This is a genomic window from Bartonella sp. CL100XZDX (genome assembly GCF_042195375.1).
Lineage (GTDB): Bacteria > Pseudomonadota > Alphaproteobacteria > Rhizobiales > Rhizobiaceae > Bartonella.
Genome location: NZ_JBHIOH010000018.1, coordinates 60,195 through 79,993, shown reverse-complemented (window position 1 = coordinate 79,993; position 19,799 = coordinate 60,195). Strand labels below are relative to the sequence as shown.

The following is a 19,799-nucleotide window of genomic DNA, read 5'->3' as shown; positions in this document are numbered from 1 at the left end:
TCTTGTGGTGATATCCACTTGGTGTGTTTGAAGTAACGTATTTTTTCTTTAATTAATTCTTAAGAAAGCGATAGCCGTTTTTATGATGATTTTTTTAAGATATCTTCTTCGTTTTTTTATTGCTATTGGACTTTGTGGTGCAATAACGTGGGGTGTTATGACCAGTGGTCAAGCAAATGCACTCCCTGATTATGAAGTTCTTTCACTTTATGAGCCGCCGGTAATGACCCGCGTCCATGCTTCTGATGGCCGTCTTATGGCAGAGTTTGCAACAAAACATCGCCTCTATTTACCGATTCAATCAATACCAAAGCTTATTATAAATGCTTTTATTTCGGCTGAAGACAAAAACTTTTATCATCATTTTGGTTTAGATCCTGAAGGACTTTCTCGAGCTTTGATCAATAATATTCGTAATATTGGTTCTGGAAGACGTCCAGAGGGTGCATCAACTATAACGCAACAAGTCGCTAAAAACTTCCTTTTAAGTTCAGAAACAACGTTAGAACGTAAATTTAAGGAAGCTATTTTAGCAATGCGTATTGAGAAAACTTATTCAAAAGATCATATTCTCGAACTTTATCTCAATGAAATTTATCTGGGTCGTGGCACTTATGGTATAGCAGCTGCTTCTTTGACTTATTTCAATAAATCCGTCAATGACTTGACGCTAGAACAATGTGCTTATTTGGCTGCTCTTCCAAAAGGACCAGCAAATTATGATCCATTTAAGAATACACAACGTGCTATTGATCGGCGTAATTGGGTTATAGACCGGATGATTGCAAATGGATATGTAACGCGTGAACAAGGTGAAAAAGCGAAAGCTAAACCTTTAGGAGCGACAATACGTGGGAGTGATAGCTATGTTTTTGCGGCTGATTATTTTACTGAAGAAGTACGGCGTCGTTTAATACATCGCTATGGGGCTAAAACACTTTATGAAGGTGGGCTTTCCATTCGTACAACGCTTGATCCGCATTTACAACTTATTGCGCGACGTGCTTTGCACGATGGATTAATTAGATTTGATCATGCGCAAGGATGGCGTGGAGCTTATGCGCATATTGATGAGAAAAGTGATTGGGGGACAGAACTTGCAAATATCACAGGGCTAAGTGATGTTCCTGAATGGCGTTTAGCTGTTGTTCTTTCTACTAATCCCAACAAAGTAGAGATTGGTTTACAGCCACAGCGCGAAGCTTCAGGTATATTATCAAAAAAACGGGAAATTGCTGTTTTATCTGAAGCTGATTCAAAATGGGCACTCCATGTTGTAAAAGAAAATGGTTATCGAAAAACTGTTCAGAGCTTATCTCATGTTCTGCAAGTTGGGGATGTCATTTTTGTAGAAAAACTACCCAATACAAATAATACTTATCGTTTACAACAAATTCCAAAGGTTGAAGGTGCAATTGTTGCTATGGAACCTCATACAGGGCGCGTTCTTGCTATGGTGGGAGGATTTTCTTTTGCCGCATCTGAATTCAATCGTGCAACCCAAGCTTATCGCCAACCGGGGTCTGCTTTTAAGCCTTTTGTTTATGCAGCAGCTCTTGATAACGGATATACACCAGCATCCGTTGTTTTAGATGGCCCCATTGAAGTTCGTCAATATAATGGTGAAGTTTGGCAACCCAAAAATTATGGAGGTACCTTTGCAGGACCTTCAACGTTGCGTTATGGTATTGAGCGTTCTCGTAATCTTATGACAATACGGCTTGCCAATGATATGGGAATGCCTCTTGTCGCTGAATATGCAGAACGCTTTGGGATCGTAGATAAATTGCAGCCTTATCTTCCCATGGCTTTAGGGGCTGGCGAAACAACAGTATTACGAATGGTTACAGCTTATTCAGTTATTGCCAATGGGGGACGCTCTATTAAACCTTCTCTGATAGACAGAATTCAAGATCGTTATGGGAAGACAATTTATCGTCATGATGATCGTATTTGCGAAAATTGTAATACGCATTCATGGAATAATCAAAGTGAGCCCACATTGATTGATGAAAGAGATCAAGTTCTTGACCCTATGACGGCTTATCAGATTACATCGATGATGGAAGGGGTTGTTCAGCGTGGTACTGCGGCACGTTTACGTTATCTTAATCGACATATTGCTGCTAAAACAGGAACAACTAATGACTCTAAGGATGTCTGGTTTATGGGATTTACTCCTGATATTGTCGTTGGTATTTTTGTCGGTTATGATCAACCAGCTCCGTTAGGATATAATGGAACAGGAAGTTCATTAGCTGCGCCTATTTTTGGTGATTTTATGGCAGATGCTCTTAAAGGGAAGCCAGATGTTCCCTTTAAGATGCCAAAGGGCATGATTTTAATGCCAATTAATCGAAAAACAGGAATGCTTGCCGAAAGAGGAGATCAAGATGTTATTATAGAAGCATTTAAACCAGGGACTGGTCCTGCTGATATATATCAAGTTATTGGGAGTACAAATTCTTTTCAAGAAGGTGTTCCTGCAGTAACGACTTCTCCACAAGTCAACAAAGCACTTGAAAGTGGGACAGGTGGGCTGTATTAATCGAAAAAATCTCCTTTTGCCATGAGTCATGGTTTTTATCTCTTTTTTACAATGTTGGTTCTGTAAATAGAGTGATAGAATTGTACCATTTTCTGATAGCAGCTATTAAATTTGTATAAAATGCTAAGAGACACAACCAAAAAGAGTTTTTAAAAATACGGTGTTAAATTATGCGAGCAGAAATAGAAACATTAGTTGATGAAATCCAGAAAGCAATACAATTGCTAAGGGGGCATCTTTGACTGGGATCAATCACTAAAGCGTCTCGAATATCTTAATCAAAAAGCAGAAGATCCATCATTATGGGATGATGCACAACGAGCACAGGATATGATGCGTGAGCGTCAACGTCTTGATGATTCAATAAATGGTCTTTTATCATTTACAAAAACACTTGAAGAATGCATTGAGCTTATTGCGATGGGCGAAGAAGAAAGTGATGTTGAAATTATCGCTGATGCAGAAAGATCAATACGTAATCTTAAAAATGAGATAGATAAAAGGCAAATTGATGTACTTCTTTCAGGAGAAGCAGATCCGAATGATACCTATTTAGAAGTTCATGCTGGAGCAGGGGGAACAGAAAGCCAAGATTGGGCTTCTATGCTCTTACGTATGTATATGCGCTGGGCTGAACAGCATGAAATGAAGGTTGAAATTTTAGAAATTCATGATGGAGAAGAAGCAGGAATAAAGTCAGCGACTATTCTTGTAAAAGGGCATAATGCTTATGGAATGTTAAAAACAGAATCAGGCGTTCATCGTTTAGTGCGGATTTCTCCATTTGATTCGAATGCAAAGCGCCATACCTCTTTTGCAAGCATTTGGGTTTATCCAGTTATTGATGACAATATTGAAGTTGATGTTTCAGAGGCAGATGTGCGTATTGATACATATCGTGCATCGGGAGCAGGAGGACAACATGTTAACACGACAGATTCCGCTGTTCGCATCACGCATATAAAAACGGGTATTGTTGTTCAATGTCAAACAGAGCGCTCTCAACATAAAAATCGCGCTACGGCTTGGTCGATGTTGCGTGCACGGCTTTATGAAGAAGAGCTTAAAAAAAGAGAAGAAGAAACCAATGCTGCTGAATCTTCTAAAACAGAAATCGGATGGGGACATCAAATTAGATCTTATGTTCTTCAACCCTATCAGCTTGTCAAAGATTTGCGTACAGGAATTGAAAATACGGATCCACAATCCGTACTTAATGGTAATTTAGATGCATTTATAGAGGCAGCACTCGCACGGCGCATTTATAGACAAGACAAAAAAATTGAGGATATTCGTTAATTATATATCCTTCCTTCAAGCCATGTAGATTTTTTCTTAAGCTGTTCGTTTTATTGATGTTGTGATGTTACGATAGTCCTTGATACTTTAAAGGTTTAAAGAGGGATTTTCTTGTTTCTTTCTTCATTTTTTTTCTCACACGCCAATTCTGCTTATGATATTGCAAGTGATAGGAAGAATCTGAAATAAGGAAAATTTGGGATATTCGGGGGACTAATATAAATGTAAAACAATTCATTATCCTTATAAATCAATATATTGTAAAAATTGAATCCGTTGAAAAACTAAAATCAATTAAGGAGGATAACTTTTGCTTTTTAAGGCAAATCAAACACTCAATTTACAAGTTACCATTATGATATAAAAGTGTTGCAGTAGCTAAAACATTTTCAGCATGCCCAGATACGCTTACTTTACGCCATTCTTCTGCTATTATTCCATTTGCATCAATTAAAAAAGTGCTCCGTTCAACTCCCATATATTTGCGTCCATACATGCTTTTCTCAACCCAAACACCATAAGCTTCGAGGGTTGTTTTTTCTTCATCAGAAACCAAGATGACATCAAGTTCATGTTTTACTTTAAATTTATCATGTTTTTTTACATTATCTGGAGAGATTCCAATAACAGAAACACCGATTTCATCAAATTTCATCTTTAATTTTGTGAAATCAAGTGCTTCGCTTGTGCAACCACTGGTGTCATCTTTTGGATAAAAATATAAAACAACAGACTTTCCTTTAAAGTCAGAAAGACATACCATCTCTCCTCCATCGCGCGGCAAATTAAAATCAGGAGCAAGAGCACCTTTCATTGGTCTTGTCATTATTTTCATCTTTCTTTCTTGTGTAACAGGTATAAGATATCAGAGTACACAGAAGAAAAGAACTATTCAACTCTCTAGAATATTATTGTTTTGAAGAGACCTTTATTTCCTAACAAAACTCGCCCTATCACAACAATTGAATTGAAAGAACAAGGTCGACAACATAAACAAAACAGCAAAAGATTATACTGGTTTCATCACAACATGTTTTTTCTTACCAAAAGAAAGTTTAACGGTTCCTTCTGCACTGACATCCCCTTCAATAATAAGATGTGTTTCATCCTCAATAATTTGATCATTTACACGGACCCCCCCACCTTGAACGTGTCGGCGTGCCTCACTATTAGATCTAGCGAGTCCTGCTTGTACTAAAAGAGTGAGCAATCCAACACCTTTTTTTAATTCTGAGGCATTAATTTCAACAGTTGGAAGATTTTCTCCTAGAGTTTTTTCTTCAAACGTCTTGCGAGCTGTTTCTGCTGCTGCATCAGCAAGAACACGTCCATGCAACATTGCTGTAATTTCTGTTGCAAGAATTTTTTTTGCTTCGTTAATTTCTGTCCCTTGTAATAGAGAAAGTTTAAGAATCTCATCCATTGGCAATGGAGTATAGAGCTTTAGAAATCGTGTTACATCAGCATCTTCTGTATTGCGCCAGTATTGCCAAAATTGATAAGGTGAAAGCTTATCCGCATTCAGCCATACAGCCCCATTCAATGATTTACCCATTTTGGCACCGGAAGAGGTTGTCAGCAATGGTGATGTTAACGCATATAATTGCGGTGTTCCTAAACGATGCCCTAATTCGATTCCGTTAATAATGTTGCCCCACTGATCAGAGCCCCCCATTTGCATACGCAATCCATAACGTTTATAAAGTTCAACAAAATCATAAGCTTGCAGAATCATATAATTAAACTCTAAGAATGACAAAGAGTGCTCACGCTCAAGTCTGAGTCTAACGGAATCAAATGACAACATACGATTGACAGAAAAATGTTTTCCTACATCACGCAAAAATTCTAAGTAGTTTAAATTGCATAACCATTCCGCGTTATTCACAATACAAGCATCGGTTTCTCGGTCACCGAATGTCAAATAGTTAGCAAATACCTTTTTAATACCATCAATATTTTCAGCAATATCATTTTGTGTCAGAAGGCGTCGCGCTTCATCTTTGAAAGAAGGATCACCAATCAATCCGGTTCCTCCACCCATTAAAGCAATGGGGCGATGACCTGTTTTTTGTAACCAATAAAGCATCATAATCTGAAGAAGACTTCCAGCATGTAAACTCGATGCTGTTGGGTCAAATCCAGTATAAGCGCTTACAGTTTCTTTTGAAAAAAGATCATCTAAGCCTTTTTCATCTGAAATTTGGTGGATAAAACCACGTTCGCTCATAATGTGTAAAAAATCAGATTTAAAGGCAAACACAGATTTAATTTCCTAATTTAAGAGTGCATTATTTTATATAATAGGCGATTATATAATGAGTTATTAATGCGTTATCTATCATAACTGACACACACCTCACAAGAGAAAGAGACATATTGGTAACATAAAGATAATAATACAGGTATTATTTCCTTTTTACGCTAAAAAAGAGACTTATCAGTGATAGAAAACAGGTATGCTGTTATTCTCATTTCTATCCTGAAATAAAATTTAGAAAAATTTTAAATGCAAACGGAAAAAATTACTTTGTTATGATCAGAAACGACTTTTGCTAATTTTTTATAAATCTATCGTATTTTCCTAAGTTAGTGAAAGTATTTCAGGAGGAGGAGCGAGAAGTTCATTGGAGATATGGTTATCCAAATAGTGGGCACATCGCTCAATAAGTTCTTCATGACATCCACTGAAAAAGTGATTAGCCTCTTCTAATATTTCTTGTGTGATGATGATACCTTTTTGTGTTTTTAATTTATCGACAAGTATTTGAACATCTTTTGGAGGGGAAACTTTATCAATACCGCCATGAATGATAAGCCCAGAGGAGGGACAAGGTGCAAGAAATGAAAAGTCATAAACATTAGGCTGAGGGGCAACTGAGATAAATCCCTCAATTTCCGGTCGGCGCATTAAAAGCTGCATACCAATCCATGCTCCAAATGAATATCCTGCTACCCAACAATTTTTAGAGTCTGGATGTTGTGTTTGCACCCAATCGAGAGCAGCAGCAGCATCTGAAAGTTCTCCTATTCCATAATCAAATTCACCCTGACTACGACCAATACCACGAAAGTTAAAACGTAAAGTTGTAAAGCCACGTTGTTGGAACATATAAAAGAGGTCATAGACAATTTTATGATTCATAGTTCCACCAAATTGGGGATGAGGATGCAAAATAATCGCAATGGGTGCATTTTTTTGTTGTGAAGGTTGATAACGTCCTTCGAGCCGACCTGCAGGACCGTTAAAAATAATTTCTGGCATAAAATGCTCCTTAAATGCAATAAAAGGCTTTCATTGATCTTGGTCGACTTTTACCATAGAATCTCTTAAATAATTATTAGATATTCTTTTTTTAGTGCACTTTTCAAGAAAATTGCGCTATTTTTTTAATCAATTCATAAGATTAATGATTGCGATGTAAAATGGTTATAAAACGCCGATATTTTGATCATAACGCAACAACACCACTCAAAAAAGTGGCACGAATAGCGTTACTGGAATCTTTAGAAATATTTGGTAATCCATCATCTGTTCATAAGGAAGGGCGTGCGGCTAAAACTTTGTTGCAAAAGGCTCGTCGGCAAATCGCTGAAAATCTTAAAACAGATCCAGATCACGTGGTATTTACCTCTGGTGCGAGTGAAGCCGCAATGACTTTGTTAACACCCTTTTACAATATGGGGAATGCAAAAGTTAAATTTTCTCGTCTTTACCTTGGAGCGACTGAACATCCCTCTGTGGCAGAGGGAGGACGTTTTTCTAAAGAGTTGATAAGCGTCATTGCTGTTGATCAAGATGGGCTCATACAACAAGATAAATTAACATCACTCTTAACGGTTCATGATAAAACAAAAGGTTTACCTCTTGTTGCTATTCAAGCTGCAAATAGTGAAACGGGTGTTATTCAACCATTAACAGAAATCGCCGCTATTGTTCGGGATTTAGGAGGCACTCTTATTGTTGATTTGACACAATATGTAGATAAAAATTTTGTGGATATTAATCAGCTAGGAGGAGACTTTTTTATATTGTCTGCACATAAAGTTGGCGGTCCGAAAGGAATCGGTGCTTTTGTTTCATGTGGTAATCTTCTCATGCCACACCCTCTTATTATTGGGGGAGGACAAGAAAAAGGTCTCCGTGGAGGAACAGAAGCATTGCCCCTTATTGCTGCTTTTGGGGCAGCAATAACTGATTGCTTCACACAGGAGGAAATAAAACAGTTAATATATTTACGCAATAAATTAGAAAATGGACTACAAAGTATAAGTAAAAATGTTGAGATTTTTGGCAAAAGAGTTCAACGTTTGCCAAATACAACTTACTTTACCGTGAAAAATATAAAAGCTGAAACGATGCAAATTGCTTTTGATTTAGAAGGGTTTTCTTTATCATCCGGCTCTGCTTGTTCTTCGGGAAAAGTAAAACAAAGCAAAGTGTTGGAGGCAATGGGCTATCATGTTCCAAATGGTGCCATTCGCATTTCGCTAGGGCGTGGCACAACTTCTGAAGATATTGATGATTTTCTGTCGTTTTTTTCTCAAATTATAAGCAGGAAAAAAGGGGAAGATTTATCATCAGAAAGTTATAAAAATTAGAATTATTTTAAATAATAAAATAAGTTTGATTGAAATTTTTGCACTTTACCTATAGCCTAGAGATAACTTGCTTACTTTAATCTTGTAAAAAACAAGACTTTAGTTACCGGTTTTTGACGCCAAAAAATGGAGAAAATTTATGCCGGCAGTACAAGAAACGATACGCCAAGTACGTGAAATAGATGTTGACCAATATAAATATGGTTTTGAAACCAATATTGAAACCGATAAAGCTCCAAAAGGCTTAAATGAGGATATTATCAAATTTATTTCCGCTAAAAAACATGAGCCTGAATGGATGCTAACATGGCGCTTAAAAGCTTACCGACGTTGGCTGACAATGCAAGAGCCTCATTGGGCGCGTCTTGAATATCCTAAAATTGATTTTCAGGAGCTTTATTATTATGCTGCTCCAAAAAATCATACAGGACCAAAATCTTTGGATGAAGTGGATCCTGAGTTATTAGCAACGTACGAAAAACTTGGCATTCCCCTTAAAGAACAAGAGATTTTGGCAGGAGTAAGAAAACAGTCTGATCCCTCCACTTTTGATGACAGTATGTCTGTATCGGGGCAGGTGGCTGTTGATGCAGTCTTTGATTCTGTTTCTGTTGTAACAACATTCAAAAAAGAGCTGGCACGCGCCGGTGTGATTTTTTGTTCTATTTCAGAGGCGATTATTGAACATTCTGAGCTTATTAAAGAATATTTAGGAACAGTTGTACCTATAAGTGATAATTATTATGCGGCCTTAAATGCAGCTGTCTTTACAGATGGTTCATTTGTTTATATTCCCAAAGGGGTTCGTTGTCCTATGGAGCTTTCAACTTATTTTAGGATTAATGAACGCAACACTGGCCAATTTGAACGAACATTGATTATCGCCGCTGAAGATTCCTATGTTTCTTATCTTGAAGGGTGTACAGCACCCCAACGTGATGAAAACCAACTTCATGCTGCTGTTGTTGAGCTTATTGCCCTTGAAAATGCAGAGATTAAATATTCTACAGTACAAAATTGGTATCCTGGCGATAGAGATGGAAAGGGTGGTATTTATAATTTTGTGACGAAGCGTGGAGATTGTCGAGGTGATAGCTCTAAAATTTCATGGACACAAGTTGAGACTGGTTCTGCGATTACTTGGAAATATCCATCCTGCTTACTCCGTGGTGATAATGCGCGTGGAGAATTTTATTCTATTGCCGTTGCAAACGGTCATCAACAAATTGATTCCGGTACAAAAATGATTCATTTGGGAAAAAATACTTCCAGTCGCATTATTTCCAAAGGTATTTCTGCAGGTTTTTCAAATAACACGTATCGAGGACAAGTCACAGCTCATCGAAAAGCACAAAATGCGCGTAACTTTACGCAATGTGATAGTTTGTTAATCGGGAATGATTGTGGTGCACATACAGTTCCTTATATTGAAGCAAAAAATGCAACAGCTCAGTTTGAACATGAAGCTACAACATCAAAAATTTCTGATGACCAACTTTTTTATGTTATGCAGAGAGGAATTCCCGAAGAAGAAGCTATCGCATTAATTGTAAATGGTTTTGTAAAAGAGGTCATTCAAAAACTTCCCATGGAATTTGCTGTCGAAGCACAAAAGCTTATTGGTATTAGCCTTGAAGGTAGTGTTGGATAATTTTATTTAATTAGATAAATAGAAGACTTTATGTAAAAAGGCTGTAACAGTAGCATATAATGCTAAAAATGGCCTCTATGCTAATTACAAAAGTAGATGGATGCTAAGGCAAAATAATCCGCATCTGTATCTGAAAAAACAGCCAAAACAGGATTAAATTATGTTAGAGATAAAAAATTTGCACGCCCGTATTGCTGAGACCGATACAAAAGTTATTCGTGGTTTAAGCTTGACAGTTCAAGATGGAGAAGTTGCCGCTATCATGGGACAAAATGGAGCCGGAAAATCAACTTTGTCTTATTTACTTGCTGGTCGTGATGATTATGAAATAACAGAAGGAGATATTCTCTATAATGGGCAATCACTTTTAGAAATGGATCCAGCAGAACGTGCTGCATATGGTGTTTTTCTTGCATTTCAATATCCAATGGAAATACCAGGAGTAGCAACAATGGAATTTTTAAAAGTTGCGATGAACTCTCAACGCAAAGCACGAGGTCACGAAGAACTTAAAATTCCTGAATTTATAAAATATGTTAAAGAAGTTTCAGCCAAACTTGAAATAGATATGGATATGCTAAAGCGTCCATTAAATGTAGGTTTTTCAGGTGGAGAAAAAAAACGCGCTGAAATTTTACAAATGGCACTTCTTGAACCTAAACTTTGCATTTTAGACGAAACGGATTCTGGTTTAGATATTGATGCACTAAAAATTGTTGCAGATGGTGTTAATAAACTTCGGGATTCAAAACGTTCATTTTTGGTGATTACCCATTATCAACGGCTACTTAATTATATTATTCCTGATACGGTACATGTTCTTTATAAAGGACAAATTATCAAAAGCGGTGATAAATCCTTAGCGCTTTATTTAGAGGAAAATGGGTATGCTGATCTTATCAGGGAAGCGGTTTGAGGTTATTAAATATGAATACACAGCAAAACTTGTTAGCGGTTGAAGAAAATATCCTCAGTAATTTTAATCAGTATGTAAACGACTTACCTGGTGATAAAGCTGTACAGGAAATCCGCAAGAAAACTATTGAGCAGTTTCAAATGACACGGCTTCCTTCCCGTAAAATCGAAAGTTGGCATTATACCAATCTGCGTACCTTACTGAAGTCTATTAGCAATTTTTCAAAAGTTCAAGACAATCAATTGGTTGATGCATTGCTTTCAGAAAGTGCTGTTTTCTCCATAAACAATGGAAAAACATCGATAGAGTCAAAGGTAGACAGTATTACAGTAAAACGCCTTTCAGACGCATTAGAAGATAATTCTGTACAGATAAATCAAAACATTTCTGATGAAGATTTTATTGGACAGTTAAATACAGCTTTTGTTACAGATGGTTGGCTTTTTCACATCCCTGAAAATACAAAGTTAAATATCCCCATTGAATTACAAAATATACAAATGGGGGGACAATCTCATATTTTTTCGGATATAAAAGTTGATAAAAATAGTCAAGTTATGTTTATTGAACATCAGGTTGGCAATGATAAAGATACCTTTGTCAGTTCAATATTTTCATTAAGTATTGCTGCTGATAGTGATGTTACGTGGATTCTCATTCGCAATCGTGATTTTAATTCTACACAATTTGGTCGATTTTGTGCTGTTCTTGATCAAAGAGCGAAGTTATCACTTTATGTCATTAATATAGGGAGCCAATTAAATCGCCAAGAAATCGATATTGAATTACAGGGAGAAGAATCTAATTTTCAATTACGCGTCATAAATTTATTATCAGGACAAACACATAGTGATCTTACAATGACTGTTCGTCACGTGGAAGAAAAGTCAACATCAACCGAAATTATACGCAATGTGGTTACAGATAAGGCTGTTGGTGTTTTCCAAGGAATAATACGTGTTTCTCAAAAAGCGCAAAAAACAGATGCACGCATGGCTTGTAATAGCCTTATTCTTTCAGATGATGCAGAATTTAATGCAAAGCCTGAACTGGAGATTTTTGCTGATGATGTTGCGTGCGGTCATGGTGCAACAGTTGCTAATATTAATCATGATTATCTTTTTTATCTTATGGCGCGTGGTATCCCATTTAAAACGGCTCGTGCACTTTTGATTAAAGGATTTATCTCTGAGCTCATTGATGACATCAAGCAGGATAAGATTCAAATCGTTTTGGAGAATATCATTAGTAAATGGCTTGAAAAAAATGTTTAAGGTAGAAAAAATGGAAAATAACGTACAAACATTTACTTATAATGTCGAAGAAATTCGGCGTGATTTTCCTATTTTGCACCATCAAGTTTATGGAAAGCGATTAGCATATCTTGATAGTAGTGCTTCTGCCCAAAAACCAATGTCAGTACTCAATGCAATGAATAATTATTATCACTATAGTTATGCTAATGTGCATAGGGGAATGTATTTTTTAGCCAATATAGCAACACAATCCTATGAAAATTCTCGTGAAACCGTTCGTGTTTTTCTAAATGCTCAAAAAGCTGAAGAAATTGTTTTTACGAAAAATGCAACAGAGGCTATTAATACTGTTGCTTATGGTTGGGCGATGCCAAAACTCAAAGAAGGTGATGAGATTGTTCTAACGATCATGGAACATCATTCAAATATTATTCCTTGGCATTTTCTCCGTGAACAAAAAGGTGTTAAACTTATTTTTGTTCCTGTCGATGAAAATGGTGTTCTGCACATTGAAGATTTCCAAAAGGCTTTAAGCGAAAAAACGCGGCTTGTTGCTATAACGCATATGTCCAATATATTAGGAACTGTGCCTCCTGTTAAAGAGATTATTAAACTAGCACATCAAAATTCTATTCCGGTTCTTGTTGATGGTTCTCAAGGAGCAGTACATTTAACCGTTGATGTGCAAGATCTCGATTGTGATTGGTATGTCTTTACAGGTCATAAGCTTTATGGTCCCACTGGTATTGGTGTTTTGTATGGTAAAGAAGATAGATTAGAAGAAATGCGTCCTTTTCAAGGGGGAGGGGAAATGATCGAGGAGGTAACAACCGATAAGGTGTTTTATAATGCTCCTCCTTACCGTTTTGAAGCAGGTACCCCTCCTATCGTTGAAGCTATTGGATTAACTGCGGCTATTGATTATATACAAGAGAAAGGTCGTAGCACGATTCATGCCCATGAGAGGTCCCTTTTAGCTTATGCGCAGGAAAAACTTAAAATGGTTGAGTCATTGCGTATTTATGGTCATTCTCCCAATAAAGGAGCTATTATATCATTTACAATTGAAGGAATTCACGCCCATGATATCGCTATGTTTATTGATAGAAAAGGGGTTGCAATACGTGCGGGAACTCATTGTGCACAGCCTTTATTACAGCGCTTTGGTTTAACATCTATTTGCCGCGCATCGTTAGCCATGTATAACACTAAAGAAGATATAGATCAATTGGTAGAAGCATTGCAAGAAACAAGGACATTTTTTAATGGCTGAATTAATTGAAGAGCGTCATTCTACAGAATCTGTTGAAACTGTAAGTGAAAATAAAAAATCTTACATATCAGCAATTCCAGCAGATGAAATTGATCGTATGACGAATGATATTATTGCTGCTCTTAAAACAGTTTATGACCCAGAGATTCCTGCTGATATTTATGAGCTAGGACTGATTTATCGTATTGATATTGAAGATGATCGTTCAGTAAAAATTGAAATGACTCTTACAGCACCGGGATGCCCTGTTGCTGGTGAAATGCCCGGGTGGGTAGAAAATGCAGTCAGTGCAGTTGAAGGGGTTTCGTATGTTGAAGTCACTATGACTTTTGATCCACCATGGACACCTGATTGTATGTCAGAAGAAGCTCAAATTGCTGTCGGATGGTACTAAAAGTATTGTTAAGAGACTCTAATTTAGCCATTCATGAATAAGCTGTTTACTTTTCACAAGCATTTGAATTTAAGGACGATCGCATGAGTTATAATAAACAAAAACTAGAACTTAACTGGATTGGAAAAGAAAAACGCCCAAAACTAGAGCCTCGTATCTTATTAGAGGATCTTGAAAAATCTTATCACGCTTCGCATCAAATATCATCCCAAGATATTTTTGATAATAAACTTATTTTTGGTGATAATTTGCTCGCGCTCAAAGCGCTTGAGAAAGAATATACGGGGAAGGTAAAATGTATCTATATCGATCCGCCTTATAATACAGGCAATGCCTTTGAACATTATGAAGATGGTTTAGAGCATTCCATATGGCTCAGCCTTATGAGAGACAGGCTAGAATTGTTACATCATTTACTGGCGGATGATGGAAGTATCTGGATATCAATTGATGATGATGAGCAAGCCTATCTTAAAGTGATGATGGATGAAATTTTTGGTCGCCAAAATTTCATCAACAATATTATTTGGCAAAAGAAATATGCTCCACAAAATGATACAAAATGGCTTTCCGATAACCATGATTTTATCATGGTTTATGCCAAAGATAAAACGATTTGGCGCCCTCAATTGCTTCCTCGTTCAAACAATATGGATGCGCGCTATAAAAATCCTGATAATGATCCTCGCGGTCCTTGGAAATCTGGAGATTTATCCGTAAAAAGAGTAACACCTAAGGATATTTATGAAATCATCACACCTTCTGGACGCAAGGTAATGCCTCCTAATGGTAGAAGTTGGGCTATGAATAAAAAAAAATCTTTGAATTATTGAACGATAATCGTATTTGGTTTGGTCCAACAGGAAGTAATGTTCCTTCTATGAAACGTTTTTTATCAGAAGTAAAAAATGGTATGGTTTCAATGACGATTTGGCTCTATACAGAAGTGGGACACAACCAAGATGCCAAAAGAGAAGTCAAAGTTTTTAATTCTGATAATGTCTTTACAACTCCCAAACCTGAGCGGTTAATGGAACGCATCATTCAACTTGCCACTAATCCTGGTGATCTTGTTTTAGATTCTTTTGCGGGTTCCGGCACAACCGGTGCTGTTGCTCATAAAATGGGAAGAAAGTGGATTATGATTGAACTTGGTGAACATTGTCACACCCATATTATCCCTCGTTTAAAACAAGTCATTGATGGAACTGATCAAGGGGGAATTTCCAAAAGTGTCAATTGGCAAGGTGGCGGTGGATTTCGTTATTATAGTCTTACACCTTCTCTGTTGCAAAAAGATCCATGGGGACAATGGATTATTAGTCGCGAATATAATGCTGCGATGCTTTCAGAAGCAATGTGCAAACAGTATGGGATTTACCTATGCACCTGATGAAAATCATTATTGGATGCAAGGGTACTCAACCGAAACAGATTATATTTATGTCACAACAAGCGCTATGACCCATGAACAACTCCGTATAATGAGTGAAGAGGTAGGCTCTCATCGCACGTTGCTGATTTGTGGTACAGCCTTTGATACAAAATCAGCATCCTTTGAAAATCTGACACTCACTAAAATCCCCCGTGCAGTGTTAGAAAAATGCGAATGGGGAAGGGACGATTACAGTTTAAATGTAGCCAATCTTGAACCAGTGATTGTGGTAAAAGAAAACAACAAAAATAAAGATATTGCGCAAGCAGAATTAGATTTATTTGAATAGTATATAAAAAGCGGAGTTTTTCATGAACACTATTGAAAAAAGGATTTCTGCTCGCTTATCGTTACGTGATCCTCAACGTGAATCTTTCAATATTTTGGTAAAAATCTTAGAAAATATAGAGCTTTCTAAAAATGCTGATTTGGTTGCAGAGTTAGAAGTGATAAAAAATCTTTATCCTTCTGTACAAGATTTTGAACGAAACTTTCCCTCTTTTTGTTTTGCCTTAGCAACGGGTGTTGGAAAAACGCGACTTATGGGGGCTTTTATTAGCTATCTTTACTTAACAGGTCGCAGTCGCCATTTTTTTGTTTTAGCGCCAAATTTGACTATTTATGAAAAGTTAAAACAGGATTTTAGTCCCCAAAGTCCGAAGTATGTTTTCAGTGGAATGAGTGAATTTATTGCCAATAGACCCGTTATTATTACAGGTGAAGATTATGAAAGTGGTAAAGGTATTCGCGTTGATGAACACCATTTTGAAGGACAAAAGCGTTTGTTTGAGAATAGAGATACGGCCTTTATCAATATTTTTAATATTTCTAAAATTAATACAACAGATAATAAAAAAGGCGCACTAAAATCTAGTATGCCGAGGATTAAACGCTTACAAGAGACAATTGGCGAAAGTTATTTTGATTATCTCGCAAATCTTCCTGATTTAGTTTTGTTAATGGATGAAGCACATCATTATCGTGCTTCTGCTGGTGCGGCAGCAATTAATGAGTTAAAACCTGTTTTAGGAATAGAGCTTACAGCGACACCAAAAACAATAGGTGCAAAACCCGTAGATTTTAAAAATGTTGTCTATAGTTATTCACTTGCAGAGGCTATGAGGGATGGTTTTGTAAAAGAGCCTGCTGTTGCTACACGTAAAGATTTTCACCTCAAAATTATACATCTGAGCAATTAGAACATATCAAATTACAAGATGCAATTCATGCCCATGAAAATGTGAAAGCAGATTTAATTGTCTATGCAAAAGATTATAACAAAAAGTTCGTTAAGCCTTTTATTTTAGTTGTTTCTCAAGATACAAATCATGCACAGAAATTGCGTGATTTATTGGAATCAGATGATTTTTTTGCAGGGGCTTATAAGGGAAAAGTTTTAGAGATTCATACAAAACAGTCGAATATAGAAGAAGATCAAAATATTCAAAAGCTGATTGCAATTGAAGATTCTCATAACCCAACAGAAATTGTTATTCACGTTAATAAATTAAAGGAGGGGTGGGATGTTACGAATCTCTATACTATTGTACCGTTGCGTGCATCGGCTTCAGAAATTTTAACAGAGCAAACAATTGGGCGTGGATTGCGTTTGCCTTATGGGTATAGAACAGGCGTGGAAGTTATTGATCGTTTAACAATTATTGCGCATGATCGTTTTCAAGATATTATTGATCGTGCAAACGATCCAAACTCAATTATAAAAAAGCATATTGAGATTGGAACAGGAGGGAATATCCCCTTTGAAAAGACCGATATAGTGACAGTTCCAAGTCAAGTAGAAGCTTTATTGATGCAAACGATGGTAACACGTAATTCCGATATAAATGGAGCATCTTCTGATTTACAAGGTATCATATTACGTAATACAGATTCCCCTACATTAACGCCTGAGGAGCAAGAAATTGCAGCGATCGCGTGGGATCTTATCAAAGAGAATGATAAATTGCCAAGTTCTCAAATGCTTTGTTCTGCACAGATACAAGAAACAATTGCTAATAAAGTTATGAATATTAAGCCTTCATCACAAAAGTCTCTTGTATCAAAAGTGGTGACAATTCTGACAAAACAATTAACAGAACTGATAATAGATATTCCAAATATTATACTCATACCTTCGCGTGATGTTACTTATGGTTTTTATGATTTTGATTTAAAAAATCTAGAAAGCTTAAATTTTCAACCTGTTAGTAAAGAACTTTTAATTCGAGAATTGCGTACCCATAAAAGCATTTTTCTTACTTCTAAGAATGAATATGTAAAAGAGCCTTATCTTGAAACTACATCATTCGTGGTTTGATTGATAATGACTTTGTCGATTATGATAACCATACGCTCTTATTACGAAAATTAGCTAGTCAGATAGTAGAACATTTCCGATCTTATTTACCCAATGATACAGCTGTTGAGAACGTATTAATTCACTATCAGCACAAGCTTACTAGTTTTATTGTTGCGCAATTAAGAGAACATCAATGGGAAACGCAAAAAGATTATGCGGTTAAAGTTACACAAGGTTTTACAACTTTATCACCTATCCATTATGTGTTACCGCAAGGGACGTCTCCTCTTGATTTTCGTAATATTCCTGCCATTAAAAGTGATATTAAAAAACTTGTATTCAGCGGCTTTAGAAAATGCTGTTATCCTTTACAAAAGTTTGATTCAGTAGAAGGGGAATTACGATTTGCTCAAATATTAGAGGATGATGCACAAGTCTTGAAATGGATGAAACCCGCTCGAGGTTTTTTCAGAATAGAATATGATAAAGGATCGACTTATGAACCGGACTTTGTTGTAGAAACGAAGGATGCCAAATATCTTTGTGAGCCTAAAAAAGCCTCTGAAATGCAAAGTCCTATTGTTTTAAAAAAGAGAGAAGCTGCAGTTCAATGGTGTTGTCATGCAACGCGCTATGCGGCGACTTATGGCGATAAAAAATGGTATTATGTTCTTATTCCCCATGATGCTATTAAAGCAAATAGTAGTTTTGAAGGTTTGTGTGCAGAGTTTACCATTTCAGAATCTATACTTGAGAGCTCGTAACTTTTTGCTTCAAAAATAAAACACATAAGTTTTTTTAATTGACGGGTGTGAGGTTCAATCAAATGTTTGAATAATTATTTTTAACTTTTTTCTAACGACGTTAAAATAAAAGGAAAAATGTATAGAAAAGTTATACAAGATTATGCTTTTGTATGGGGATTTGTAGCACATTTACAATTTTTTATAAAAGTACAATCTTATTTTCGTTATGTGAAAAGATCTTTGAGTTATAGTCATAAATTAAAAAAATATTTTAATTTTATTGAGTAATTTGATAAATGTCCTTTTTTTAAAAAACTTAAACAGTTTATTGTTCTTTCATTTAAAACGCCTGAATATAATGAAATACCCAGAGGATAAAAGGGGGAGTTTTTCATATGACTTTAAATTTAACAAACACTGTTTTTAATTTTTTAAAGAAAAACCCGACGAAAAAGTTTACAGCTCGAGAAATTGCTCAATGGATATTTGAAAATTACCCAGAGAAATGCCGCCAAAAACAAAAGCATTCAACGGCGATAATCAATCCCCTTAATAGTGATGCAGCTCTTATTCAGCAAATTGTTGCTGAAATAGGATCGCAGCGCCCTCAATTACAAAAGCGTTATTCAGAAATTAAAACCACTGAAGGACGACCGCGACAATATTATTTTACTAAACAAACAGATAGTGCTGAAATTGACGCAATAGAGGACAATGCAAAGAGTAGAACAGAAGGTGGCTCTGTTAAAGAGCATGATCTTTATCCGTTATTATCTAAATTTTTATGGTCAGAGCTTGCAGTTTATAGCAAGCGCATTAATGAGAAATGTTCTCGTAATAAACATGGTGCAGGCGGAAATAAATGGCTTTATCCAGATCTCGTAGGGATGCAAGATTTAAGCAAGGAATGGAATCGTGAAATCAAAGACTGTGTTTTGCAATATTTTGATAAAAAGACAAAGCTTTGGTCTTTTGAAGTAAAAATTCTCATCAATCGTTCAAATTTACGAAAAGCATTTTTTCAAACAGTTAGTAATTCTTCATGGGCTAATTTGAGTTATTTAGTAGCTAGTGAAATTGAAGGAGTTGATACATTAAAAGAGCTTCGGATGCTTTCAAGTTTGCATGGAATTGGATTTATAAGACTTAATAAGGAAAACTCTTCCGAGAGTGAGATCTTAATTCCTGCCAAAGAACGTAGTGATATTGACTGTGATACTGCTAATAGATTAGTGGAGGAAAACAAAGATTTTCTTGATTATATTAAGCTCATTCGTCAATTTTATCAAACTGGTGAGATGCGTCCTCTAGATTGGGATCATATGTATCTATAAGGGGTATTTTTAAAAAGACTCCATTGTTTAAAAGCCCTTTTTTCAG

General features: G+C 36.2%; 15 protein-coding genes and 1 pseudogene. 13 read left to right on the top strand and 3 right to left on the bottom strand.

Annotated features, from left to right (window positions below; translation table 11 throughout):
• The first annotated feature begins 82 nt into the window (after window positions 1-82).
• Both ACFILU_RS01705 and prfB read left to right on the top strand, forming a co-directional pair.
• The gene (locus tag ACFILU_RS01705) at window positions 83-2,548 is read left to right on the top strand and encodes a penicillin-binding protein 1A (RefSeq protein WP_375674463.1); all 2,466 of its coding nucleotides are present in this window, start codon (window positions 83-85) and stop codon (window positions 2,546-2,548) included.
• 170 nt (window positions 2,549-2,718) lie between these two features.
• Window positions 2,719-3,847, top strand: a protein-coding gene (gene prfB / locus ACFILU_RS01700; RefSeq protein WP_375637636.1) for a peptide chain release factor 2 whose coding sequence is annotated in 2 segments (ribosomal slippage) — window positions 2,719-2,787 and window positions 2,789-3,847 — 1,128 coding nt in all. Because the reading frame shifts where the segments join, the coding sequence is not laid out codon by codon here.
• Window positions 3,848-4,187: 340 nt separating this feature from the next.
• Here the strand turns inward: prfB and ACFILU_RS01695 are convergent.
• The 3 genes from ACFILU_RS01695 to ACFILU_RS01685 all read right to left on the bottom strand — a co-directional run bounded on the left by ACFILU_RS01695 (window position 4,188) and on the right by ACFILU_RS01685 (window position 7,112).
• Entirely contained in the window at window positions 4,188-4,673 is a 486-nt protein-coding gene (locus ACFILU_RS01695; protein ID WP_273791260.1) for a peroxiredoxin, read from the bottom strand.
• A 183-nt stretch (window positions 4,674-4,856) separates the two neighbouring features.
• Window positions 4,857-6,110: a tyrosine--tRNA ligase gene (gene tyrS, locus ACFILU_RS01690; protein ID WP_375631146.1), complete on the bottom strand. Its 1,254-nt coding sequence runs from the start codon at window positions 6,108-6,110 to the stop codon at window positions 4,857-4,859.
• A 321-nt stretch (window positions 6,111-6,431) separates the two neighbouring features.
• Window positions 6,432-7,112, bottom strand: coding sequence for an alpha/beta hydrolase (locus ACFILU_RS01685; protein ID WP_273791258.1), 681 nt, complete (start codon window positions 7,110-7,112; stop codon window positions 6,432-6,434).
• Between the two features lie 161 nt (window positions 7,113-7,273).
• Here ACFILU_RS01685 and ACFILU_RS01680 point away from each other — a divergent pair, with 161 nt between their 5' ends.
• The 11 genes and pseudogenes from ACFILU_RS01680 (at window position 7,274) to ACFILU_RS01630 (ending at window position 19,753) form a co-directional block, all read left to right on the top strand.
• A complete protein-coding gene (locus tag ACFILU_RS01680; RefSeq protein WP_273791257.1) occupies window positions 7,274-8,449 on the top strand; it encodes a cysteine desulfurase family protein in 1,176 nt (391 codons plus the stop codon).
• A gap of 139 nt (window positions 8,450-8,588) precedes the next feature.
• The gene (sufB, locus tag ACFILU_RS01675) at window positions 8,589-10,100 is read left to right on the top strand and encodes a Fe-S cluster assembly protein SufB (protein WP_375660001.1); all 1,512 of its coding nucleotides are present in this window, start codon (window positions 8,589-8,591) and stop codon (window positions 10,098-10,100) included.
• Window positions 10,101-10,260: 160 nt separating this feature from the next.
• Window positions 10,261-11,016, top strand: coding sequence for a Fe-S cluster assembly ATPase SufC (gene sufC, locus ACFILU_RS01670; protein ID WP_375674461.1), 756 nt, complete (start codon window positions 10,261-10,263; stop codon window positions 11,014-11,016).
• A gap of 11 nt (window positions 11,017-11,027) precedes the next feature.
• Window positions 11,028-12,290, top strand: coding sequence for a Fe-S cluster assembly protein SufD (gene sufD / locus ACFILU_RS01665; RefSeq protein WP_375674459.1), 1,263 nt, complete (start codon window positions 11,028-11,030; stop codon window positions 12,288-12,290).
• Window positions 12,291-12,300: 10 nt separating this feature from the next.
• Window positions 12,301-13,545, top strand: a complete 1,245-nt coding sequence (locus ACFILU_RS01660) for a cysteine desulfurase (protein WP_273791254.1) — start codon at window positions 12,301-12,303, stop codon at window positions 13,543-13,545.
• On the top strand, window positions 13,538-13,939 hold the full coding sequence (locus tag ACFILU_RS01655; RefSeq protein ID WP_273791253.1) for an SUF system Fe-S cluster assembly protein: 402 nt from the start codon (window positions 13,538-13,540) through the stop codon (window positions 13,937-13,939). The genes ACFILU_RS01660 and ACFILU_RS01655 overlap by 8 nt, the downstream gene beginning before the upstream one ends.
• An 83-nt stretch (window positions 13,940-14,022) precedes the next feature.
• On the top strand, window positions 14,023-14,772 hold the full coding sequence (locus ACFILU_RS01650) for a site-specific DNA-methyltransferase (protein ID WP_375674458.1): 750 nt from the start codon (window positions 14,023-14,025) through the stop codon (window positions 14,770-14,772).
• Window positions 14,769-15,332, top strand: a complete 564-nt coding sequence (locus tag ACFILU_RS01645) for a DNA methyltransferase (RefSeq protein ID WP_375674457.1) — start codon at window positions 14,769-14,771, stop codon at window positions 15,330-15,332. Before ACFILU_RS01650 ends, ACFILU_RS01645 begins: the two co-directional genes overlap by 4 nt.
• Window positions 15,310-15,663, top strand: coding sequence for a hypothetical protein (locus ACFILU_RS01640; RefSeq protein WP_375674456.1), 354 nt, complete (start codon window positions 15,310-15,312; stop codon window positions 15,661-15,663). The genes ACFILU_RS01645 and ACFILU_RS01640 overlap by 23 nt, the downstream gene beginning before the upstream one ends.
• Window positions 15,664-15,685: 22 nt before the next feature.
• Window positions 15,686-18,437: pseudogene (locus ACFILU_RS01635) on the top strand (DEAD/DEAH box helicase).
• Between the two features lie 377 nt (window positions 18,438-18,814).
• Window positions 18,815-19,753: a COG2958 family protein gene (locus ACFILU_RS01630; protein ID WP_375674455.1), complete on the top strand. Its 939-nt coding sequence runs from the start codon at window positions 18,815-18,817 to the stop codon at window positions 19,751-19,753.
• Window positions 19,754-19,799 lie beyond the last annotated feature (46 nt).